Genomic DNA, 22,222 nt, shown 5'->3' on the forward strand with positions numbered 1-22,222 from the left:
GCCGCCCGGAAAGGCGGCGCCAGCCTCCGTGCCTCACTTCAACTCCACCCAGACCGGCGCATGATCGCTGGCGCCGGTCTCGCCGCGCACGTCGCGGTCGATGCCCGCCGCTACCAGCCGGCGCGACAGCTTCTTGCTGAGCAAGATATGGTCGAGGCGCAGGCCGGCATCGCGCGGCCAGCGGTTGCGGCGATAGTCCCAGAATGTGTAGAGCGTCTCGTTCGGGTGCTTCTTGCGCAGCGCGTCAAGCCAGCCCTGGTCGAGCAGCCGCTGGAACGATGCGCGGCTTTCCGGCTGGACCAGCGCGTTGTCGTCATAGGAGCGGGTCGGGTAGATGTCGCGCGGCTCGGGCACGATGTTGTAGTCGCCGGCCAGCACCACCGGCAGGCCGGTGTCGAGCAACTGCGCCGCATGCGCCTCCAGCCTTTCGTGCCAGTTGAGCTTGTACTGGAATTTCGGGCCGGGCTGCGGATTGCCGTTCGGCGCGTAGAGGCAGGCGACGACGATGCCGTTGACCGCCGCTTCGATGTAGCGCGCCTGCTGGTCGCTATCGTCGCCGGGCAGCGCCTCGCGGGTCAGAACGGGTTCTGCGCCACGCGAAAGGATGGCGACGCCGTTCCAGGTCGGCTGCCCGACCCAAACCGCGCCGTAGCCGGCCGCCGCCAGCGCAGTGCGCGGAAACTGCGTCTGTCTCGCCTTGAGCTCCTGCAGGCAGGCGATGTCGGGTTTGGCGGCAGCCAGCCATGCGAGCAGGTTCGGCAGCCGGCTGTTGATGTTGTTGACGTTGAAGGTGGCGATCTTCATCGGCCTGCTTCAGCGCACGATGCGTTCGGTCCACGCCTTCACCGCATCAGCGAGCGTCTTCAGATGATCGGCGGTGGAGAAGCCGGAGATGTTTTTGCGCGGCTTCAGATCATGGTCGCCGTCTTCCAGCCAGAAGATCTCGATTGCGTCGGACAGAGCATAGGTCGCGACCTCGTCTTTGGTCCCGAACTCGTCGCGCGTGCCCTGGAAGATCAATGTCGGCGTCTTGAGATCGGCCAGGTGTTTTGTCCGAAGCTGCGTCGGTTTGTCAGGCGGATGGAAGGGATAGCCGAGACAAAGCAGCCCTGAAATCTCGCCCTTCGAAAACATCTCGTCGGCGATCATCGAAGCGACGCGTCCGCCCATCGACTTGCCGCCGATGATCAGCGGACCCTTCACGCCCTTCGCCCGGAGGTCGGCGATCGCCTTGACGTATTCCGGGTTAACCGTCTCGGCGCGCGGCGGCGGCTTGCGGTGGCCGTAGCGGCGAGCCGCCATGTAGTGGAATTCGAAGCGCGCGACGCGGAAGCCGGCTGCGGCCAGCGCCTTGGCGGTGGCGGTCATCGAGGGCGAGTCCATAGGAGCGCCTGCGCCATGGGCGAGCAGGATGATGATGGCGGCGGTGTCGGGGCCGTCGAAGAGGAAGGTTGTCATGGGGACTCCAACGCTGGTGACCCCTTCTCCCCTTGTGGGAGAAGGTGACCGAGCGAAGCTCGGTCGGATGAGGGGTGTTCCAGGGAACGCCGACGCCTCATTTCTTCCAACACCCCTCAACCGTCTCGGCGCTGCGCGCCGATCCACCTTCTCCCACAAGGGGAGAAGGAGGCGCTACCACCTATCCCGCCGACATCCGCGCCAGCTGCAAATCCACGAACTGTATCCCCTTGGCCGCCGTGCGCGCCCATTCGGAATTGGCGTCGAGCTCGAGGTAGCGCACCCAGCGACGCCGCGCCTCGGCGAGATTGCCGGCGTCGAACTCCAGCCTGGCAAGGTTGAACACCGCGTCGGCATAATTGGGATCGAGTGCGATCGCCTTCAGCAAATGGCGGCGCGCCGAGGCTACCCGCCCCTCTTCGCTCATCAGCCCGGCGAGATTGAACCAGGCCTCGACGAAGCCGGGATCGAGCTTTATGGCGCGGGCATAGTCGTGCGCCGCCTCGGCCGCGTGGCCGGCGGCGCGCAGGCAGTTGGCGCGGTTGAAGGCGGCGATGGCATCGCTTGGGTCGATGGCCAGGCAGCGCTGGTAGAGCGCCGCCGCCTGCTCGTGGTCTTCAGCCCCTTCCGCCGCCTCGGCATCGGCGAACAGCTCTTCCAGCGTGTCGTCATCCTGCGTTCCCAGATCGAACAGCAGCTGGCCGTCGAGTTCGCTCTGGCCGCCTTCGAGATAGATCGCATCGGCCCGCCCGTGCTGCGAGCCGACGGCGAGCGACTTGGCGGTGAGCGAGGCGACCGGGCCCGAGCGGTGCACCGAGCGCGCAATCGCCCCCCACGAGGCGCCGCCGGCAACCAGCCCGGCATATTTGCGGGCGAGGATCAGGTCGCGAAAGGAATACGGTTCGCAATCATGCTCGAAGGCATCGAACAGCGACAAAAGGTCGAGATCCGCGCCGGTCAGCCGCGACTGGTCGATCAGCGACTGCCGCGACAGCGCCGAAGCCTCCGGCGCTTTCATCAGGCCGAGCAGGCGCAGGAAGCCGTTCTCGCTGACCAGCTTGCGCCCGGCCGCGCGCTCCGCAGCAGCGCGACGCTCGATCTCGCTATCGCCGGCTTTGGCGAGCAACTTGCGGCCCAACACGACATGTGTGGTGCGCCGAGTGACGCCGCGCCGCAACTGGCCATGCTGGCGCTCGACCTCGCGCGCCGCCAGCCTGAGCGGAAAGGCCGCCAGCGCGCCGACGATGCCGAAGACCGTGCCGGCGAGAGCCGTCACGCCTTGCTCTTGCCGACGGCTTTGAGAAGGTTCGCCTTGAGCGGGTTTTCCTTGACCGCGGCGGCGCCGGCCTTGGCGGATTTCGCCGCGGGCTTGGCCGTTTCATCGGCCTTGCTCTTCGACTTGGCCGGCGGCTTGGCCGATTGCGACAGGCTCGCCTTCAGCGCGTCCATGAGATTGATCACATTGCCGCGCTCCGGGGCCGCCGCGATGATCGGCTTATGGCCCTTCAGCTTCTCGCGGATCATCGCCATCAGCGCGATCTCGTAGCGGTCCTCGTAATTCTTCGGATCGAACGTGGTTTCCTTCTGCTTGATCAGCGCTTCGGCCAATTGCAGCATTTCGGGATCGGGGTTTCCGGCCGGGATATTGCCGAAATACTCAGCCGTGCCACGCACTTCGTTCGGATTCCTCAAGGTGCAGACGAACATGCCGTTCTCGCGCGCGCCGATCGTCACCACGCGCTCGCGGCTGGACAGCACCAGGCGGGCGATCGCCAGCTTGCCGGATTTGCGCATCGCTTCGCGCAACACGGCAAAGGTCTCCTCGGCCATTGCGCCGTCCGGCGCCAGGTAATAGGGCGCGTCCTGATAGATGACGTCGACCGAATGCTCGTCGACAAAAGCCTCGATGTTCATCGTATGGTTGGATTCGATGCGCACCGCATCGAGATCGGAGTCCTCGATGATGATGTACTGCTTGTCCTCGTATTCGTAGCCCTTGACCAGGTCCGAACGCTCGACCAGCCCGAGCTCGGGGTCGACCGGCTTCATGTTGATGCGGTTGTGCGTCTTCTTGTGCAGCTGGTTGAAGCTGATGCGCTCGCTGGCGCTCGTCGCCGGATAGAGCCGGACCGGACAGCTGACCAGACTGAGCTTGAGGTAACCTTTCCAACTTGCCCTGGGCGCCATGAAATACTCCTACGCGGCCTTGTGCTGTCGAACTGTTCGCAGCGTTCATTCGTCCGGAGGACGAATGCGGCTGCCGAAATCCTACATTGCCCTTACAATACCGGCAAATCCCTAGCGAAATCTTCCTCCGCCGGAGCCCCTGCAGGTAAGAGGTCCGTGGCGAAGAATAATTCAAATTTTCCGGAGCGTCGATGGAGTCTGGGGCCGCGCCCGCGGGACTATCTCGCAGTGCCCATCACCGGCAAATCCCGGGCGAAATCTTCCATGTCGGCCCAAGGGTCGCCTGACGTCGCCAGCAGGCCCGGCAGTGACGAATAATTCAGATCCTGCGGGGCATCGATGGTCGCCAGGTCGCTCCAGCTCACCGGTGTCGAGGCCGGCAAATTGGTGCGGGCGCGCAGCGAATAGGGAGCCGCCGAGGTGTGGCCGCGCGCATTGCGGTGATAATCGATGAAGATGCGCCGCTTGCGGTTATCCTTGCCCATGGTGGTGGTGAAAGTGTCGGGCGCGGTGGCGGCAAGATGCGTCGAGATGGCGCTGGTCGCCTGGTGCAATTTCTTCCAGTTCTGCTTTTGCGTCACCGGTACTGATATGTGGATGCCGTGGCCGCCGGACGTCTTGGCGAACGGCACCAGCCCTAGCGCTTCCAGCTCGCCCTTAATGTGCACCGCCGCCTCAACCACCTCGCGCCAGGCGATCCCCTCGCCCGGGTCGAGGTCGAAAACGACCAGGTCCGGCTTGTCGAGCCGCGTGCGATGGGTGCCCCAGGTGTGGAACTCGACGACACCGAACTGCGCCAGGGCCAGATAGCCCTTGGCGTCTTCCACCGAGAGATAGGATTTGGTCTCGCCCTCCGAATTGGTCGCTTCGAAAGTCGCCACGGATGACGGCATGCCGGTGAAGGCGTGGCGCTGGAAGAAACAGTCCTGCGGCCTGCCGGTCGGGCAGCGCACCAGCGACACCGGCCGGCCGAGAATGTGCGGCAGCATGAAATCGCCGACCAGCGCATAATAGACGGCAATGTCGAGCTTGGTCGGGCCGGTCTTGCCGAACAGCCGTCGCGTCGGGTTGGTCACCCAGATGGTGGCGAGGTCGGCCTCGGCGATCAGCCGCTTGCGCTTGGCCGAAACCGGCGTTGACAGGCCGACGTCGCGCAGGCCGCGGAACACGGCATGGCGCAGCGCATTGTCGGTGGTCCGGTTGGCGTAGTGGATGTGCGCCGAAAGCAGCGGCCGCACCCATTTCATCTCGCGCATGATTTCGCGCGGAACGCCTTCCGGCGCGGACGCCCCGGCGCGCAACGGCTCCAGCCGCGCCAGCAACTCGCCGGCGGTGGCGGCGTCGAAGCCGGTGCCGACCTTGCCGCGATAGTGCAATTCGCCATCCTCGAATTCGCCGAGGCCGAGTGCGGCCAGCCCCTCGGCCGCATCGGAGACTGTGTAGCCGGCGATGACGAAGTCGCCGGTCTGAAGCGCCTTGGTCTTGGTCCAGGTCTTGGTACGGCCGCTCTGGTAGATTGCCGTGGCGCGCTTGGAGACGACACCCTCGAGCCCCATCTCGGACGCCTGGTCATAAAGTGCCTGGCCGTCTCCTTCGACATGATCGCTGAGCTGGATGGCCGAATTGGCGCCGAGACCGGACAGCAATTGCGAAAGCAGCGCCTTGCGCCGGCGGAGCGGCGCTTGTCTCAGGTCCCGGCCGTCGAGATACAGAAGATCGAAGGCGTAGAAGTGGAGTTTGTTGCCGGCGCCTTCGGCCAGCGCATTCTGCAAAAGGGCAAAGCGGCTGATGCCCTTGGCGTCGAGCGCGACGACCTCGCCGTCGATGATCGCCTCGCGGCACGGCAGCCTGGCGAAGGCAAGCGGCAGGTCGCCATAGCGCTTCGTCCAGTCGAGGCCGGCGCGGGTGATCAGCCTGACTGCGCCGTTAGCGAGATGCGCCATGGTGCGGTAGCCATCGAATTTGATCTCGTGCAGCCAGACTTCGCCCGTTCGGGCCGCTGGGTCATCGCCGCCCGGCGGTTTCGAAACCTGCGTCGCCAGTTGCGGCTCGATGCGGGTGGGCAGCGGCGCCTTGACGGCGCCCGGCAAAGCACCTGGCTTCAGCACCACCGGCCTGGCAGGCTTGGCGGCCGGCTTCGGCGTTGCCGCCAGTTCCTCGATGCGGCGTCCGGATTTGACGCTTTCCGGCCGGGCTTCCAGTATGTCGAGCTTGGCGTCGGCGGCGAGATCGCGCTCCTTGAACAGCAGCCAGTTCTTCTTGCCCGCATCCTCGCCGGGCTTTGGTTTCAGCCGCGTCAGCATCCAGCCGCCATTCAGCTTTTCGCCGGCGAGGCGGAACTTGAAGGAACCGGTGCGCAGGCTCTTCTCGACATCGTCCATCGGCGCCCAGACACCGGTGTCCCAGACGATCATCGGCCCGCCGCCATATTCGCCTTCGGGAATCACACCTTCGAAGTCGATATACTCGAGCGGATGGTCCTCGGTCTCGACCGCCAGCCGTTTGTCGGCGGGGTTGAGCGACGGGCCGCGCGGCACCGCCCAGCTCTTCAGCACGTCGCCGACCTGCAGGCGCAGATCGTAGTGATCGGCGGTGGCCTGGTGCTTGTGAACGACGAAGCGGTTGCCTTCCCCGGCAACCAGCCCGCCGGCCGGTTCCGGCGTCCTCGTGAACTCGCGCTTGGCGCGATAAGCCTTGAGCTTTGGCGGGGCGGTCACGGCCACATGCTCTTGCGCAAAAACAACGGCTTGATGCGCATGTCTTGAATCATTTTGTCAGCATGCGGCAGGTCGGCGTCACGCCGCTCAATCGTCCGTGGCCGGCGTCAATTCGAGTTCGGCCGGCGACAGGCCCTGCTGCAGCTGGCTGAGCCGGAATTCGTCGACCCAGTAGGCCTCGCCGTTGACCAGCACCCGCGCGCTGTAGCTGCCGGCCGAAAAACGCTGCGCGGTGATGTACACCTTGTGGCGGTCGAGCGCGTTCCGCACCGCGGCGCGCTTGGATTTCTGACTGGCGACGGAACTGGCCATGCTGGTTACTCACGCACAAGCCGCAAGGCGGCGTGCCTTAAGGATGGCCGAGAGCGTGTCGGCTGTCAATTTGGCGGTCGCTGCGAGCCGCGCGCGGTAGCGCGTTCTTGCGCAAAGCTCCGGCCTTGGCTAGCATCCGCCGGCAGGCACCGAGCGGAGGAGAACGTCGCGGTGGACCGGCTGGAGCGCCGTTGCGTCCCTTCAAACACGAGTTGGGCGCTCGAAGGACACTCCATTTTTGAATCGACGCAAGGAACCTTCCGGAAAACCCATTCCGGTTTCGGGGTCGTGCGCTCATCTGGGAGGAGACTAAATTGATCAACAGACGTGAATTCCTGCTGTCGACCGCGGCGATGGGCGCTTTGGCGCTGGCCGCTCCGCAACTGGCTTTTGCCCAGGACAAGCTGACCATCCTGGGTTCGGTGCCGAGCCTCGGCTTTCCGTTCTTCGTGCACATGCTGAACCAGATCAAGGCGGAAGCCCAGGCGCAGGGCGTCAACCTGGTCGAAAGCGACGGCCAGAATTCGGCGCCCAAGCAGACCGCCGATATCGAAGCGGCGCTCGTGCAGAAGGTCAACGCCATCGTCATCTCGCCGCTCGACGTCAATGCGCTGGCCCCAGCCATCGAGGAAGCGGTCAAGGCCGGCGTTCCCGTCGTCACCATCGACCGCCGTGTCGAAGGCGTCGAGGGCATCCTTGCCCATGTCGGCGCCGACAACGTCAAGGGCGGCGAGGCCGAAGCGAAGGCCATGGTGGCGGCATTCCCGAACGGCGCCAAGATCTTCCATCTGCAGGGCCAGCCCGGTGCCGGCCCGGCGATCGACCGCAACAAGGGTGTGCACAACGTCCTCGATCCGATGAAGGATAAGTACCAGATCATCTTCGAGCAGACCGCCAACTTCGCCCGCGCCGAGGCGCTGTCCGTCACCGAGGCCGGCCTTGCCGCCAACGGCAAGCCCGACGCGATCATCTGCGCCAATGACGACATGGCGCTTGGCGCGGTTGAAGCCTGCGCGGCGCGCAACTTCACCGACGTCAAGATCTACGGCTTCGACGCGCTTCCCGAAGCGCTGGTCGCCGTGCGCGACGGCAAGCTGGCCGGAACGGTCGAGCAATTCCCCGGCGAACAATCGCGCACTGCGGTGCAGATCGCGGTCGCTTACGCCAGGGACAAGACCGAGCCGAAGGAAAAGCTGGTGCTTTTGACGCCGATCGTCATCGGCAAGGACAATCTCGACAAGGCGGAGAGGCTGGGCGAGACGAAGTAAGGTTGCACAAAGGGCGCGCAGCGGCAAAAGTAGCATTCTGTCGCGCCCCCCCTCTGCCCTGCCGGGCATCTCCCCCCACTTGGGGGGAAATCGGGAGCTTCGCCGATGGCGCCTTTTCTGCAACGCAGGAAGATTGGCGAAAGACATCCAATCTCCCCCTCGTGGGGAGATGTCCGGTAGGACAGAGGGGGCGCTGTCCCGCCATCAATCGCAAATTGGGAGCAACCTTTGCCCGCAGCCGAAGCCGCAGCGCCTTCACCCTCTCCCGCCCTGCTCACCGTCGAGGGCGTGACCAAGCGCTTTGCCGGCGTCACCGCGCTGAACGACGTATCGCTTGAAGTCCGCCCCGGCGAGATCCTCGGCCTGCTCGGCGAGAACGGCGCCGGCAAGTCGACACTGCTCAAGATACTCTCCGGCGTGATGCCGCCGTCCAGCGGCCGCATCGTCTTCGACGGCGTCGAATTCAGCCCGCACAATCCGCAGGATGCCAAGCGCCACGGCATCGTAACAATCTACCAGGAACTGAGCCTGATCCCGACGCTGACGGTAGCGGAGAACATCTTCATCGGTCGCGCGCCGCTCGGCCGGTTCGGGCTGGTCAGCTGGCGAAAGATGGTGGAAGACTCACGCGCGATCATCGCTCGCGTCGGCCTCGACCTCGACCCGGCGACGCCGGTGTCGGCGCTGTCGGTGGCCGAGCAGCAGCTGGTCGAGATCGCCCGCGCGCTGTCGCTGAAGAGCCGCTTGATTATCATGGACGAGCCGACCTCGGCGCTGACCGAAACCGAAGTGCACAGGCTGATGTCGATCATGGACCGGCTGCGCAAGGATGGCGTCGCCATCATGTTCGTCACCCACCGGCTGGAGGAGGCCTCGGCGATCTGCGATCGCATGACGGTGCTGCGCGACGGCAGGCTGGCCGGCCATCTCGACCGCGAAGGCGGGCCGATCAAACTGCCGAAGATCATCGAGAAGATGGTCGGCCGCGCCGCTTCCGAGCTCTATGCCAGGCCGACGCAGCGCGACGTCGCCGGCGACGTCCGGCTCTCGGTGCGCGGCCTGCGCACGGTGCGCGATCCGCAGGCGCCGCACGCCATCGTGCTCGAAGGCGTCGATCTCGACCTCAAGGCGGGCGAAATCCTCGGCGTCGCCGGGCTCGTCGGCTCCGGCCGCACCGAGCTCGCCCGCGCCATCTTCGGCGCCGACCGCATTGCCGCCGGCACCATCAGGCTCGACGGCAAGCCGATCGCGCCCGCCTCACCCGCCGACGCCATCGAGCTCGGCATCGGCCTGGTGCCGGAGGACCGCAAGCACCAGGCAATCTTCGCAGCACTCGCCATCCTCACCAATTTCTCGATCGCCGCGCTCGACCGCTACTCCAGTGTCGGCTTCATGGCCGAGCGGCGCGAGCGCGAGGCGCTGGCGAACTACAGGAAGATGCTGTCGATCCGCATGGCCTCGCCCGAGCAGGCGATCGAGGGCCTGTCCGGCGGCAACCAGCAGAAGGTGATCCTTGCCCGCTGGCTGGCGCGCGATCCCAAGGTACTGATCGTCGATGAACCGACGCGCGGCGTCGATGTCGGCGCCAAGGCGGAAGTGCACCAGATCCTGGTGGAGCTCGCCGCGCGCGGCATCGCCATCATGATGATCTCGTCCGAGCTGCCCGAAGTGCTTGCGGTGTCGGACAGGATCGTCACCATGCGGCGCGGGCGCATTACCGGCGAGATGCCCGGCGTCGAGGCGACCGAGGAGAAACTGATGGAACTGATGGCGCTCGACCAGAAGCAGGAAGCAACACAATGACCAGCACGACCGAACGGAGCCAGCGCGGCGGCGTCAATATTGCGCGCCTGCTGATGAGCTTCGGCCCGCTGATGTTCCTGGCGTTGCTGATCGTCGTCTTCACCGTGCTGAAGCCGAGCTTCATCGACCCGATCAACCTGTTCAACATCATGCGCCAGATCTCGATCACCGGCCTGATCGCGCTCGGCATGACCTTCGTCATCCTCACTGCCGGCATCGACCTGTCGGTCGGCTCGCTGCTCGCCTTCTGCGGCATGGTCGCGGCGGTGGTGGCCAAGGGCGGCACCGCCAACACGCTGTCGCTGTCGACAACGGGCACGCAGGGCTATGGCTGGTTCGCCGCCCTTCTCGCCGCCGTCGTCGTCGGTGCCGTGGCCGGCGGCGTCCAGGGCTTTGCCATCACCAGGCTGAAAGTGCCGCCCTTCGTCGTCACGCTTGGCGGCCTCACCGTGTTTCGCGGCCTGACCTTGACGATTTCCAATGGCGGCCCGATCTCCGGCTTCGACGCCTCGATGCGCTGGTTCGGTACCGGCCTGATCGGCCCGGTTCCGGTGCCGGCGATCATCTTCGCGATTGCCGCGATCCTTTGCCATATCGTGCTGCGCTACACACGTTACGGCCGCGCGGTCTATGCCGTCGGCGGCAATGCCGAGGCGGCACGACTCTCCGGCCTGCGTGTCGACCGCATCCTGATCTCGGTCTACATCATCGTCGGCTTCTTCGCCGGCCTTGCCGCCTTCGTTTTGTCGGCGCGGCTCAACTCCTCCGAAGCCGTCGCCGGCATCGGCTACGAGCTGACGGTGATCTCGGCGGTCGTCATCGGCGGCACCTCGCTGTTCGGCGGCATCGGCAGCGTCGGCGGCACGGTGGTCGGTGCAGGGCTGATCGGCGTGCTGCAGAACGGGCTGCAGTTCAACAACGTCTCGTCCTACACGCAAAGCATTGTCATCGGCCTGATCCTCATCCTCGCCGTGGCCTTCGACCGCTGGCTGAAATCGCGGGTAAGGCGGTGATGGCGGAGCGAACGCTGCGATGCCGTAAGCTGCCCGGGAGGTGGCGGTGCCCCAAATAAGAACCATGACCGAACAGGTCGTGCCGGTGGTGTCGCGGCTGCTGGGCCAATCCTGGCGACACACCTATTCGCCAATCCTGGGTGCCGAGACGACGGCACGGCTGTCGGATGACAAGCACGCGCCGGAGCGGCTGGCGGCCGAGCTCGGGGATGACAACAAGATGTCCTTCGTCGCCGAGCGGGCTGACGGCTCGCTCGCCGGTTATGCGATGGCAGCGATGGACGACAAGGGCGAGGTCATGCTCGAGCGGCTCCATATAGACAAAACAGAGTACGGCACCGGCCTTGCCGCCGACCTGCTGCATGCCGTTCTTGCCGCGCATGCGGGTATTCCCAGCATCGCCCTGGAAGTGATCGAGGGCAACGACCGCGCAATCGCCTTCTATCGCAAGCACGGCTTCGAGGTCGTCGAGCGCCGGCCGGCTGCACACGGGGTGGGCGGCCATGCCTCGCTGATCATGCGCCGGCTGCTACCGATGGCTTAGTAGGCGAAAGCGGCTGAGCGCGTAATCTCCCCCCTCGAGGGGGAGATGGCCGGCAGGCCAGAGGGGGTAGCCGCGCTTGAGGCGCCAACTTTCTCTTTCGTCCAACATGGCGTCGCGCCAGGACGTACCGACCCCCTCTGTCGCCTTCGGCGACATCTCCCCCTCAAGGGACCCTCAAGGGGGGAGATTGGCGACTTCTCCAACCGCTCAGGCTGGGGCGTTGACGCGCTGTGCGCGCGTTGCCCAATCGGCAACCGTCGCGCCAGCAACGCTCTCGCCGGCAACCATCCCGTTCGTCTGCGGCGCAAGCAGGTCGTTGCGGCGGGCGAAGGCAACGAAGGTGGCGCGCGCCGTCTCGGCGTCGATCTCTCCTTCCAGTGCTGCACGGCACGCTTTTGCGGCGATGTCATGCGCGGCCGTCCGGCTCGTTGCCGGCCACTCAGCCAAAAGTGCATAAGCCTCAGCCGCGCTTTCTATCTTCGTCGGCGTACCGAGGCCGGTGAGGATGGTAACCGGCTTGTCGAACGAAGCACGATCGATGACACTCTCCTTTCCTGGCTCAATCGGCTCCTTTCGGAACTCAACCGCGCGGGCGCTTCGATCCGCCTGCAGGACGGCGTCGATCGGCGAATGCAATACGGCTTGCATGCCCGGCCGCGGCAGCAGCCGATGCACCTTGACCAGCGCCTCGAGCCAGGCCGCCACGCCCAGCGGCGGATGTTCGCGCCCGTAGAGCCACGCCTTTGCCTTGGCGAGCGGGTATCCCGCCTCTTCGGCGAAATCGGTTTCCGACCAACGCAGCAGGCGCAGGCATTCGCGCATCCGCGCCGCGATCATTTGCGCTCCTCCGTGCCGGCCCCCACGCGTTGAGCCGACAGAAACATCAGCGTGTAGGCCGCCTTGCGGCGGTCCCAGCCGGCCGACTCGGCCATATCCAGCAAGCCGTCGACCAAAGGCGCCAACGCCGCCCTGCAGTCGGTTTCATAGTTGAAATCGTTTTTCGGGCGGGTCGGTGCCGCGATCTTTCCAAAACTGTCCATCATATCCATGGCAACACCTGCTCAGCATTAGTCCCGGACCGGCAAGACCGTGCCCGCTTTTGGCGGGCACGGTCCATCTGCCGTTTCGAAGTCGCGCTTTGGAAGCCTGGCCTTAGAAGTCCATGCCGCCACCGCCGGGCATGGCCGGCGCGGCAGCTTCCTTCTTCGGCTTCTCGGCCACCATCGCCTCGGTCGTCACCAGCAGGCCGGCAACAGAGGCGGCACCCTGCAGGGCAGTGCGCACGACCTTGGCCGGGTCGATGACGCCTTGACTGTAGAGGTCGCCGAACTCGTTGGTCTGCGCGTTCCAGCCATAGCCGAAGTCGGTCGTCTCGCGCAGCTTGCCGACGATGATCGAACCTTCGGCGCCGGCATTCTCGGCGATCTGGCGCACCGGCGCTTCGATGGCGCGACGCACGATGTCGACACCGGTCTTCTGATCGGGATTGTCGACGACGACATTATCGAGCGCCTTCGCCGCTCTCAGCAGCGCCACGCCGCCGCCGGGCAGGATGCCCTCCTCAACCGCCGCGCGTGTGGCGTGCATGGCGTCGTCGACGCGATCCTTGCGCTCCTTGACCTCGATCTCGGTCGAGCCGCCGACACGGATGACGGCGACGCCGCCGGCGAGCTTGGCCAACCGCTCCTGCAGCTTTTCGCGGTCGTAGTCGGAGGTGGTTTCCTCGATCTGCGCCTTGATCTGGCTGATGCGCGCATGGATTTCATCCTTGCGGCCGGCGCCGTCGACGATGGTGGTGTTCTCCTTCTCGATCAGCACCTTCTTGGCGCGGCCGAGCATCTCCAGTGTGACGTTCTCGAGCTTGATGCCGAGGTCCTCCGAGATCGCCGTGCCGCCGGTCAGGATGGCAATATCCTCCAGCATGGCCTTGCGGCGATCGCCGAAGCCCGGTGCCTTGACGGCCGCGACCTTCAGGCCGCCGCGCAGCTTGTTGACGACCAGCGTCGCCAGCGCCTCGCCCTCGACGTCCTCGGCGATGATCAACAGCGGCTTGCCGGATTGCACGGCGGCTTCGAGCACAGGAAGCATGGCCTGCAGGTTGGACAGCTTCTTCTCGTGGATCAGCACATAGGGTTCTTCGAGTTCGACGCGCATCTTATCCTGATTGGTGATGAAATAGGGCGAGAGGTACCCACGGTCGAACTGCATGCCTTCGACCACTTCCAACTCGGTCTCAGCGGTCTTCGCTTCCTCGACAGTGATGACACCCTCATTGCCAACCTTTTCCATCGCCTCTGCGAGGAAGCGGCCGATCTCGGCATCGCCATTGGCAGAGATGGCGCCGACCTGAGCGATTTCGTCGTTCCTGGTCACCTTGCGGGCATTGGATTTCAGGTCGGCGACCACGGCGTCGACCGCCTTGTCGATGCCGCGCTTCAAATCCATCGGGTTCATGCCGGCAGCGACCGCCTTGGCCCCTTCCCTGACAATGGCCTGAGCAAGAATCGTCGCGGTCGTGGTGCCATCGCCTGCGGTGTCGCTGGTCTTCGAAGCAACTTCGCGGACCATCTGAGCGCCCATGTTCTCGAACTTGTCCTCGAGCTCGATCTCTTTTGCCACCGTCACGCCGTCCTTGGTGATGCGCGGCGCGCCGAACGATTTGTCGAAGACAACGTTGCGGCCCTTGGGACCGAGCGTCACCTTCACCGCATTGGCAAGCATATCGACACCGCGTAACATCTTCTCGCGGGCTTCGGTATGAAATTTCACATCTTTGGCAGCCATTGGAACACTCCTCGATAGGCAGCTTTTCGTTGACTGGAATGCTTGTTCAGGCCCCGCTCAGGCAGCCTTCTTCATTTCGCCCGTGGCTTCGATCACGCCCAGCACGTCGCTCTCTTTCATGATGAGCAGATCCTCGCCATTGAGCTTGATCTCGGTGCCGGACCATTTGCCGAACAAAATGCGGTCGCCGACCTTGACGTCGAGCGGCTGCAATTGGCCGCTGTCGTCGCGCGCGCCCGGACCGGCGGCAATGACCTCGCCCTCCTGCGGCTTCTCCTTGGCGGTGTCGGGGATGATGATGCCGCCCGCGGTCTTTTCGTCGACCTCGATGCGGCGGACCAGGATGCGGTCATGCAATGGACGGAACGCCATGTCGTTCTCCTCTCGGGACAAACAGATTTTCGAACATCCTCCTGACCGGACCGGCAATATCGGCCCGGCACGGGGTGCGCGATCTCTTCTTCAGGCATCGCGCGCATACGAACTAGTCGCGCTTTTTTCAGCTTTCAAGAGGATCATGCAAAAATTTTAGCACTCGACACCTGAGAGTGCCAATACGCTGTAATTGTTCGCACATTCGCCGTTTCCGGCGCGATGACCCGGCCGGATTTCCAAATCTGTCCGTCTCCTGAGCCGCTTGCCGGCGGCTGGAACCTATGTGGAAGGCGAGGCGTTTTGCAGACCGAGGTTCATTGGGAAAGGAAGGATTGCATGACCAGCAGGGACTTTCAGCTCCAGATGCAAGGGTTTGGCCTCACCACGGCGGAGATCCACTACCGCCTGCCCGATCATCGAAGCCTGCTTCAGCTCTATATCTGGCAGGAATACGATATCGCCCCTGATTTCCCGACGCTGAAGCATTTCCTCGATTTCTGGGAGCGCGAGATCGAAGGCCCGCTGCATTCGGTGCGCGTGGCTCATCACCGTCTGATCCAACCGTCCGAATGGCGGGCCGTAAATGGCATTATCACCGTCCACTGAGGAGCAAGCCGATCTGCCGCCAGACAGCAAACAAAGTGCCTCCGAAGCGGGGGAGAGGGGTAGCTGACTCTCCCCCACTTTGTTTTGGATCTCACAATATCGGAGGGCGTCCGGACTAGCCGGCGTGGTCGACAGGCTTGCGGGCCGCTGCGAGCAATCCAGCCTTGCGCGCCGCCCTGACGAAGGCCTTGCGCGCATCACGCGCGGTGCGCCAGCCGTCGAGCGCGTCGCGGCAGGTCCGATAGGCGGCGCGCCAGCTCCGGCCGCGTGCACGGTCCGGCCACTGCTGGCGCATGCATTCGATGGCTTCCCAACTGCTGGCGACCTTGCGCTCGCTGGATTGGAATTTCAACGTGATCGGCTCGGCGAAGCGGACGTCGTCCATCACTTCCTCCTTGTTTTCTGATCGTCTTCTTGTTTGAGCAAGCAACGTTATGCTGGCGGCACCGGCGGCCGGCCGGCGCCGCTGAAGGACATGGTTCGTCCCTTTGCGCGATTCAAGAGCATCGCGGCAGCAGCCGGTTATTCCTCCTCGTCCGGCCCTTGCAGCAGTTCGATCAGCGTCGCTACCCTTGCCGTCGGCAGCGGTCGGCCCTCGTTCACCAGCGCCTCGTCGGCGGCGATCCAGGCCAGGGCCTCGCGCAATTCCTGGACCGTCCCGTCCGTCGCCGCAATGTCGGCGATCACGGCTTCGTCGACCGGGCCCAGCACAGAAATGATCTCGTCGCGTGTCATGGTCAGCTCCATCTGCGAGTGCCGGGAACGGGCCCGGCAACACAAGAAATCTGGGTCTTGACCTGCTGCAGACAATAACCGGCCGGGGAAGTCAGCGTTGGCAATTGAAACCAGACAGGCAATCTCGTGCCGGACATCTCCCCACTTGTGGCGAGATTGGCAGCCTCGCCGAACCGACCGAAAACCGGCCCGAAAAACCGGCAACGCGAGAGCCACCGGGTCTTGACTTGCGGCGGACAATAACCAGATCGAAGGCACCGGTCGCCGAAATGGGGCCGGCGGAACCAGGGAGCGCCAGCTCTTTGGCGCCCCTCGTATCTATGTTGCTCGATGGAGGATGTAGCTATGAGAACCGCATTCGACTTTTCCCCGCTCTATCGGTCGAGCATCGGCTTCGACCGCGTCTTCAACCTGCTGGAAAATGCTCCGCAGGCCTTCGACGCCTGGCCGCCCTATGACATCGCGCGCAGCGGCGAGAACAACTACCGCGTCACCATCGCCGTAGCCGGGTTTTCCGAGGACGACCTCGAAATCACCCATGAACCCAACCTCCTGATTGTCTCCGGCCAGCACAAGGAGCCGGACAACGCGGAGTATCTGCATCATGGCCTCGCCACACGGCCCTTTACCCGCCGTTTCGAGCTTGCCGATCACGTCAAGGTCGCAGGCGCCTCGCTCGACAACGGCCTGCTCAGCATCGATCTGGTACGTGAGGTGCCAGAGGAGATGAAGCCTCGGCGCATCGCCATCGCGACCGATGTCGCCTCGCCGAAGACCGGGCCGAAGGTCGCGCAGGGCGAAGCAAACAAGCAGGCTGCCTGAATGCACCAGTCGAGAAAGGAGACTATGCAATGGCTATTCGTGATCTCATTCCGTGGGGCCGGGAGAACAATCAGCCCCCCAGCCTGTTCCGCAACGGCGACGGCGATCCCTTCCTGACGCTGCATCGCGAAATGAACCGCCTGTTCGACGAGGCGTTCCGCGGCTTCGACACGAGGCTGCCGTCGCTCGGTGGCTTCTCCGCTGCCCGCGCCAGCTGGCCGAGTGTCGAAATCTCCGATAGCGAAAAGGAGATCCGCGTCACCGCCGAGATCCCCGGCATGGACGAGAAAGACGTCGAGTTGCTGCTCGATGACGGTGTGCTGACGCTGCGCGGCGAGAAGCGCGAAGAGACCGAGGACAAGGACAGGCAGTTCTCCGAACGCTTCTATGGCCGTTTCGAGCGGCGTATCCCGCTCGGCTACGAAGTCGACGAAGACAAGGTGAACGCCGCGTTCCGGAACGGTGTGCTCAGCGTGACGCTGCCCAAGACGGAGCGCGCCCAGGCAAAGGCCAAGCGTATCGCCATCACCGGCGGCGACGGCAAGTCCTGACGGCTCGTAGGACGACGCCCCTTCTGCCTGCCGGTTCCGGCGGGCAGAAGCGGGCAAATGTCGATGACCCGTTCTCCCGACGCTCCGGTTCCGCCTGACCAGGCGCAGCACGCCCTGCAGTGCCTGACGACCGAGCATTTCGTGCTGCAAAACGCTCGCGCCGCGACCATTCAGGAAGCGAACCAGAGAGCCGATCTGTTCCTGACCTCGGTCTCAAGCGCAACGATTGCCTTGTCCTTCGTCGCGCAGGTCACGGAGATGGGCAGGCCGTTCGTGTTGTTCAGCCTGATCTTGCTGCCTTGCCTTTTCTTCATCGGACTGGTCACCTTTGTGCGCGCGGTGCAGGTTGCCATCGAGGACATGGTGCATGCCCGCGGCATGGCCAGGATCCGCCACTATTTCGTCGAACTGGCGCCGGTCCTGCAAAGATACCTCGTCAATTCCACGCATGACGACCCCTCGGCGGTGCTGGTCGACAAGGGCCTCAGACCCTCGCCGCTGCAATATTTCATGACCACCGCGGGGATGGTGGGCACGATCAACGGCGCCATTGCCGGCGTCTTCACCGGCATCGTTGTTAAGTCCGCTTTCGGCGGGGGCATGTCGCCCGGCGTGATTTGCGGGCTGGCGGTCTTCGCGACATGCATTCTCATCCTGCGGCGCTATCATAGTCGCGCCTGGGCGGCGGCCGAAGAAAGCTTGCCCGCACGGTTCCCGGGCGACAGTGGCGACAGCGAAAGCTAGCGCCGACGCAACCGGATGTCGAAAAGTGGCAGGGCGCCGCCCTTGCGTCTTGCGCGGCAATTGACCATCCTCGCCAACATCATTTGCACCGCGGCCGGGGGGTTCGCATATGCCGACGCTTTATGCGCTGAAACCGGCCTTCCAGGCCAGGCTGCGGCCGCTTGCCGATGGCCTGGCCAGGGCCGGCGTCACCGCCAACCAGATCACACTGCTGGCCGCTGCCCTCTCGCTCGCCGCCGGCCTTGCGGTGGCAGTCCTTGCAGGCCATCGCGCGGTCTTTCTGCTGATGCCGCTCGTGCTGTTTACGCGAATGGCGCTGAATGCCATCGACGGCATGCTCGCAAGGGAACATGGCCAGGCCTCGAAGCTCGGCATGTATCTCAACGAGCTCTGCGATATGATCTCCGACCTCGCTTTGATCCTGGCATTTGCCGTCATTTTTCCCGCCTGGGGTGTCGTTGCATTTGCGATCGCGGCTATGATCACTGAGTTCGCCGGCGTGCTCGGCATCGCCGCCGGAACCGGGCGCAACTATGCCGGCCCGTTCGGCAAAAGCGACCGGGCGCTGGCGCTCGGCATCCTCGCCGTGCTTATCGCGTCCGGCCTGTGGGTCCCGGCGCTCACGCCGCTCGTGTTTCCGGCCATGGCTACACTCTCGCTGGCGACCGCCATCAACCGGATACGCAGCGGTCTTAACGGGAGCGGCAGCTGAATTCCGGTCTCGCCAGGGAGAACAACATGCTTCACCAACAGACGGCTGCCGCAGTGGCTTCAGCCAATATCGAGCGGGTGGCGCAGGAGCGCAGCTTCAAGAGCCATGATGGCACCGAGGTCTTCTATCGCTATTGGCCGGCGCTGTCGGGAAACCGCAAGGGTGCCATCCTGCTGTTCCATCGCGGCCACGAGCATGGCGGCCGCATGGCGCATCTGGTCGACGAGCTGCAGATGCCCGATCACGCCTTCTATGCCTGGGACGCGCGCGGCAATGGCCGCTCCGCCGGCGAACGCGGCTATGCGCCGTCGTTTGCGGCGCTGGTGCGCGACATCGATTGCTTCGTGCGCGAGATCGGCAGCGACGGCTTTGCCCGGCGCGACATCGCGCTGATCGCGCAATCCTTCGGCGCCGTGCTTGCCGCCGCCTGGGTGCATGACTATGCGCCTGACATTCGCGCCCTGGTGCTGGCCTCGCCGGCCTTCTCGGTCAAGCTCTACGTACCCTTCGCCAAGCAGGGCATTGCGTTGTGGCAGAAGCTGAAGGGCCGCTTCTTCGTCAATTCCTACGTCAAAGCGAAATTCCTGACGCATGACCCCGAGCGCATCGCCTCCTTCGACGCCGACCCGCTGATCACCCGGCCGATCGCCTCCAACATCCTGGTCGAGCTCTACGATCATGCCGCGCGCATCGTCGCCGACGCCCGCGCCATCACCGTGCCGACACAGCTTTTGATCTCCGGCAGCGACTGGGTGGTGCGGCATGGACCGCAGCACGAATTCTTCGTCAATCTGGCGAGCCCGGCCAAGGAGCGGCACGTGCTGCCCGGCTTCTTCCACGACACGCTGGGCGAGCGCGACCGCCACAAGGCACTCGACCTGATCAGGCCCTTCCTCGAAAAGCAGTTCGCGGCGCCGGAAGAGCCGGTCGACCTGACCTGGGCCGACCGCGCCGGCTACACACGCGACGAGGCCGACCGGCTGGCCTCGCCGCTGCCGCTGCTGTCTCCCAGGGGGCTCTACTGGGCAATGAGCCGCGCCTCGATCCGCATGGGCGCCTGGCTGTCGTCCGGCATGAAGACGGGGATTGCCACCGGCTTCGATTCCGGCTCGACGCTCGACTATGTCTATGAGAACGAGGCGCGCGGCATCAGCCCCATCGGCCGCATGATCGACCGCACCTTTCTCGATGCCGTCGGCTGGCGCGGCATCCGCCAGCGCAAGCTGCATCTGGAGGAGCTGATCGGCAGCGCCGCCGCCTCGCTCAAGGCCGCCGGCCGGCCGATCCATATCGTCGATATCGCCGCCGGCCATGGCCGCTACGTGCTCGATGCCGTGCAGAAAGGCGCCGCGCCGCCGGCAAGCGTACGGCTGCAGGATTTCTCCGAGCTCAACGTCTCGCTCGGCCGCAAGCTGATCGCCGAGCGCCAGCTGCCGGCGACCGTCTCGTTCCATCGAGGTGACGCCTTCGACGCCACGCTGCTGGCCGGGCTCGACCCGGCGCCGGATCTCGCCATCGTCTCGGGGCTCTACGAATTGTTTTCCGACAATGCCATGATCGCCCGCTCGCTCGGTGGACTGGCCAGCGCCATGCAGCCCGGAAGCCTGCTCGTCTACACCAACCAGCCTTGGCATCCGCAGCTCGAGATGATCGCGCGCAGCCTGACCTCGCACCGCGGCGGCCAGGCCTGGGTGATGCGCCGCCGCACGCAGACCGAGATGGACCAGTTGGTGGCGGCCGCCGGCTTCGAGAAGCTCGACCAGCGCATCGACCAGTGGGGCATCTTCACCGTTTCGGTCGCGTGGCGCGTCTGAGCATGGACCTGCCTGCCTGTGCCTCACCTCGCGATGCCCCTGCCCTTCCGGCCTTGCCACGCGAGCCGTATCCCGGGATCGTCCTGCGCGCCGCATTGTGGCTGGCATTTGTGGCGCCGTTCTTCTACGCCACCTACGGCTTCGCCAACTGGCTGGCGTCGCGGCGCGACGACGTCGGCAGCATCGTCTTTGGCTGGGAGCATGGCATCCCGTTCCTTGCCTGGACGATCGTGCCCTACTGGTCGATCAACCTGTTCTATGGCTTGTCGCTGCTGTTGAACAATTCAAAGAGCGGCGTCGACCGCCTTGCCGGCCGCTATCTGACGGCGCAGATCGTCGCCGTCGCCTGCTTCATCCTGTTCCCGCTGACTGCGACGTTCGTGCGCCCGCAGACGAGCGGCCTGCCCGGCTTCATGTTCGCCGTGCTCGGCGGCTTCGACAAACCCTTCAACCAGGCGCCGTCGCTGCATATCGCGCTGCTGGTCATCATCTGGGACCATTGGCGTCACAGATTGACCGGCATCGCCGGCGTCGCCTGGCATGTCTGGTGTTTCCTGATCGGCGCCTCGGTGCTGACGACGTGGCAGCACCATTTCATCGACATTCCGACCGGCGCGCTGCTCGGCCTTTTCGCGCTGTGGCTGTTTCCGCGCGACGGCGCCTTGCCTTTCGCCGGCTTCCGCCTGACCGCGGGCCCGAAAGCGCGGCTTCTGGCGCTGTTCTATGCGCTTGGCGCAGCCTTTGCGCTGGCCGGCGCTGCTGCCGGCGCATTGGTCTCGGCGCTATGGCTCATCCTGTTGTGGCCGGCACTGGCGCTGGCCATAGTCGCTTTCGCCTATGCCGGCGCCGGCGCCAAGGTGTTCCAGAAAACAGCCGATGGCCGCGTGTCGCTGGCCAGCCGTCTTCTGCTGTGGCCCTACCGGGTTGCCGCCAAGGTCAATGTGTGGGCATGGACGCGAAAGCTCCCGGCGCAGATCGTCATCGCCGACGGTGTTTCCCTTGGCCGTTTTCCGACCGCCGCCGAGGCCGACGCCTTTGGCACGGTGATCGACCTTGCCGGCGAATTGGAACGGCCGCGTGGCGCCTCGATCCACTGGATGAGCCTGCCCATGGTCGACCTTTTGCCGCCGTCTCGCGAGGCGCGTGCGCAAGCGGTGGCGGCGATCGAGACGGCGCAGAGCCAGGGCACGGTGCTGGTCTGCTGTGCGCTCGGCTTCCAGCGCAGCGCCGCCGTCGTCGCCGAATGGCTGGTCGCCAGCGGCCGGGCCGCCACGCCGGATCAGGCGCGAGGCAAGCTCGCTGCCGCCGGCCGGCCTGTGCATCTTGGCATGGACGCGGCGACATGACCGCTTTTCGAGATAAGGCCGAGACGTTCGCCGCCGGACTGATGGTGCAGGTGGCGTGGCCGCTGCTGTTGATTGCTGCTGCCTTGCTGGCGGCGCCGGTCATCGGCCTGGCGACTGCGCCGCAAACATCGTCGCTGTCCGCGGCGGCCTGGCTGATCGCCGCCGCGGGTGCCATAGCCACAATCATTCTCTCGGCCCTGCTTTTGTTCGACGCGCTGCTGTTCCGGCTGATGGCCAGCCACGCCAGCGAAGCAGGCGGCGGTGCGGCGATCGACGACGTGCTGGCGCGCATGCGGCTGAAACCCACGGCGGCCGGTGGCCGCTCGCTCGACCAGCGGATGGCCGGCACGCGCCGTCTGCTCGCCAAGCAGCGTATCGCCTTCAGCCTGTTCGCGGCGGCCTCGGTCGTCGCGGCATTCTTTTGAGCCCGT

General features: G+C 64.9%; 24 protein-coding genes. 12 read left to right on the forward strand and 12 right to left on the reverse strand.

From position 1 onward, the window contains the following. Positions 1-33: 33 nt before the first annotated feature. The 6 genes from NKJ81_RS17320 to NKJ81_RS17345 form a co-directional block, all read right to left on the reverse strand. A complete protein-coding gene (locus NKJ81_RS17320; protein WP_352472106.1) occupies positions 34-804 on the reverse strand; it encodes an exodeoxyribonuclease III in 771 nt (256 codons plus the stop codon). A gap of 9 nt (positions 805-813) precedes the next feature. Continuing rightward, positions 814-1,458, reverse strand: coding sequence for an alpha/beta hydrolase family protein (locus tag NKJ81_RS17325; RefSeq protein ID WP_352541160.1), 645 nt, complete (start codon positions 1,456-1,458; stop codon positions 814-816). 181 nt (positions 1,459-1,639) lie between these two features. After that, positions 1,640-2,734 carry a tetratricopeptide repeat protein gene (locus NKJ81_RS17330; RefSeq protein ID WP_352541161.1) on the reverse strand — a complete coding sequence of 365 codons (1,095 nt, stop codon included), beginning with the start codon at positions 2,732-2,734 and terminating at the stop codon, positions 1,640-1,642. After that, complete coding sequence (gene ku, locus NKJ81_RS17335; protein WP_352472110.1) at positions 2,731-3,645, reverse strand: non-homologous end joining protein Ku; 915 nt, start codon at positions 3,643-3,645, stop codon at positions 2,731-2,733. The genes NKJ81_RS17330 and ku overlap by 4 nt, the downstream gene beginning before the upstream one ends. Before the next feature lie 218 nt (positions 3,646-3,863). Then, positions 3,864-6,362 (reverse strand): DNA ligase D, encoded by a 2,499-nt coding sequence (ligD, locus tag NKJ81_RS17340; protein WP_352541162.1) that lies wholly within the window; start codon positions 6,360-6,362, stop codon positions 3,864-3,866. 87 nt (positions 6,363-6,449) lie between these two features. Further along, entirely contained in the window at positions 6,450-6,674 is a 225-nt protein-coding gene (locus NKJ81_RS17345) for a hypothetical protein (RefSeq protein ID WP_352472112.1), read from the reverse strand. 317 nt (positions 6,675-6,991) lie between these two features. On the opposite strand from NKJ81_RS17345, the gene NKJ81_RS17350 reads away from it, so the two are divergent. From NKJ81_RS17350 to NKJ81_RS17365, 4 genes are all read left to right on the forward strand, one after another. Further along, positions 6,992-7,942, forward strand: a complete 951-nt coding sequence (locus NKJ81_RS17350; protein ID WP_352472200.1) for a substrate-binding domain-containing protein — start codon at positions 6,992-6,994, stop codon at positions 7,940-7,942. A 228-nt stretch (positions 7,943-8,170) separates the two neighbouring features. Next, positions 8,171-9,745 (forward strand): sugar ABC transporter ATP-binding protein, encoded by a 1,575-nt coding sequence (locus NKJ81_RS17355; protein ID WP_352541163.1) that lies wholly within the window; start codon positions 8,171-8,173, stop codon positions 9,743-9,745. After that, the gene (locus NKJ81_RS17360) at positions 9,742-10,758 is read left to right on the forward strand and encodes an ABC transporter permease (protein ID WP_254819652.1); all 1,017 of its coding nucleotides are present in this window, start codon (positions 9,742-9,744) and stop codon (positions 10,756-10,758) included. The genes NKJ81_RS17355 and NKJ81_RS17360 overlap by 4 nt, the downstream gene beginning before the upstream one ends. Positions 10,759-10,804: 46 nt before the next feature. Continuing rightward, positions 10,805-11,302, forward strand: coding sequence for a GNAT family N-acetyltransferase (locus NKJ81_RS17365; RefSeq protein ID WP_352541164.1), 498 nt, complete (start codon positions 10,805-10,807; stop codon positions 11,300-11,302). Between the two features lie 207 nt (positions 11,303-11,509). Here the strand turns inward: NKJ81_RS17365 and NKJ81_RS32650 are convergent, their stop codons facing one another. From NKJ81_RS32650 to NKJ81_RS17385, 4 genes are all read right to left on the reverse strand, one after another. Continuing rightward, a complete protein-coding gene (locus tag NKJ81_RS32650) occupies positions 11,510-12,139 on the reverse strand; it encodes a DUF982 domain-containing protein (RefSeq protein ID WP_502904293.1) in 630 nt (209 codons plus the stop codon). Beyond that, positions 12,136-12,351: a hypothetical protein gene (locus tag NKJ81_RS17375; RefSeq protein WP_352472116.1), complete on the reverse strand. Its 216-nt coding sequence runs from the start codon at positions 12,349-12,351 to the stop codon at positions 12,136-12,138. The genes NKJ81_RS32650 and NKJ81_RS17375 overlap by 4 nt, the downstream gene beginning before the upstream one ends. A 103-nt stretch (positions 12,352-12,454) precedes the next feature. Beyond that, complete coding sequence (groL, locus tag NKJ81_RS17380; RefSeq protein ID WP_352501213.1) at positions 12,455-14,086, reverse strand: chaperonin GroEL; 1,632 nt, start codon at positions 14,084-14,086, stop codon at positions 12,455-12,457. A gap of 57 nt (positions 14,087-14,143) precedes the next feature. Next, positions 14,144-14,458 (reverse strand): co-chaperone GroES, encoded by a 315-nt coding sequence (locus tag NKJ81_RS17385; RefSeq protein ID WP_352457303.1) that lies wholly within the window; start codon positions 14,456-14,458, stop codon positions 14,144-14,146. A gap of 339 nt (positions 14,459-14,797) precedes the next feature. On the opposite strand from NKJ81_RS17385, the gene NKJ81_RS17390 reads away from it, so the two are divergent. Further along, positions 14,798-15,067 (forward strand): usg protein, encoded by a 270-nt coding sequence (locus tag NKJ81_RS17390; RefSeq protein ID WP_352457304.1) that lies wholly within the window; start codon positions 14,798-14,800, stop codon positions 15,065-15,067. Positions 15,068-15,182: 115 nt separating this feature from the next. Here NKJ81_RS17390 and NKJ81_RS17395 read toward each other — a convergent pair whose 3' ends face one another. Together NKJ81_RS17395 and NKJ81_RS17400 are read right to left on the reverse strand one after the other, a co-directional pair. Continuing rightward, positions 15,183-15,452 carry a DUF982 domain-containing protein gene (locus tag NKJ81_RS17395; protein ID WP_352541165.1) on the reverse strand — a complete coding sequence of 90 codons (270 nt, stop codon included), beginning with the start codon at positions 15,450-15,452 and terminating at the stop codon, positions 15,183-15,185. Between the two features lie 137 nt (positions 15,453-15,589). Then, the gene (locus NKJ81_RS17400; protein WP_245274651.1) at positions 15,590-15,802 is read right to left on the reverse strand and encodes a hypothetical protein; all 213 of its coding nucleotides are present in this window, start codon (positions 15,800-15,802) and stop codon (positions 15,590-15,592) included. A 345-nt stretch (positions 15,803-16,147) separates the two neighbouring features. Between NKJ81_RS17400 and NKJ81_RS17405 the strand changes: the two genes are divergently transcribed. The 7 genes from NKJ81_RS17405 to NKJ81_RS17435 all read left to right on the forward strand — a co-directional run bounded on the left by NKJ81_RS17405 (position 16,148) and on the right by NKJ81_RS17435 (position 22,216). Beyond that, positions 16,148-16,624, forward strand: a complete 477-nt coding sequence (locus NKJ81_RS17405) for an Hsp20 family protein (protein ID WP_352453511.1) — start codon at positions 16,148-16,150, stop codon at positions 16,622-16,624. 29 nt (positions 16,625-16,653) lie between these two features. Next, on the forward strand, positions 16,654-17,175 hold the full coding sequence (locus tag NKJ81_RS17410) for an Hsp20/alpha crystallin family protein (protein ID WP_352541166.1): 522 nt from the start codon (positions 16,654-16,656) through the stop codon (positions 17,173-17,175). Between the two features lie 63 nt (positions 17,176-17,238). Next, on the forward strand, positions 17,239-17,919 hold the full coding sequence (locus NKJ81_RS17415) for a hypothetical protein (RefSeq protein ID WP_352541167.1): 681 nt from the start codon (positions 17,239-17,241) through the stop codon (positions 17,917-17,919). Between the two features lie 109 nt (positions 17,920-18,028). Next, the gene (locus NKJ81_RS17420) at positions 18,029-18,631 is read left to right on the forward strand and encodes a CDP-alcohol phosphatidyltransferase family protein (protein ID WP_352501216.1); all 603 of its coding nucleotides are present in this window, start codon (positions 18,029-18,031) and stop codon (positions 18,629-18,631) included. Between the two features lie 26 nt (positions 18,632-18,657). Further along, a complete protein-coding gene (locus NKJ81_RS17425; RefSeq protein ID WP_352541168.1) occupies positions 18,658-20,445 on the forward strand; it encodes a bifunctional alpha/beta hydrolase/class I SAM-dependent methyltransferase in 1,788 nt (595 codons plus the stop codon). A 2-nt stretch (positions 20,446-20,447) separates the two neighbouring features. Further along, positions 20,448-21,791, forward strand: coding sequence for a phosphatase PAP2/dual specificity phosphatase family protein (locus NKJ81_RS17430; protein WP_352541169.1), 1,344 nt, complete (start codon positions 20,448-20,450; stop codon positions 21,789-21,791). Continuing rightward, complete coding sequence (locus NKJ81_RS17435; protein ID WP_352541170.1) at positions 21,788-22,216, forward strand: hypothetical protein; 429 nt, start codon at positions 21,788-21,790, stop codon at positions 22,214-22,216. The genes NKJ81_RS17430 and NKJ81_RS17435 overlap by 4 nt, the downstream gene beginning before the upstream one ends. Positions 22,217-22,222 lie beyond the last annotated feature (6 nt).

Origin of the sequence: Mesorhizobium sp. M0018 (assembly GCF_040323955.1) — a bacterium.
Classification (GTDB): domain Bacteria; phylum Pseudomonadota; class Alphaproteobacteria; order Rhizobiales; family Rhizobiaceae; genus Mesorhizobium.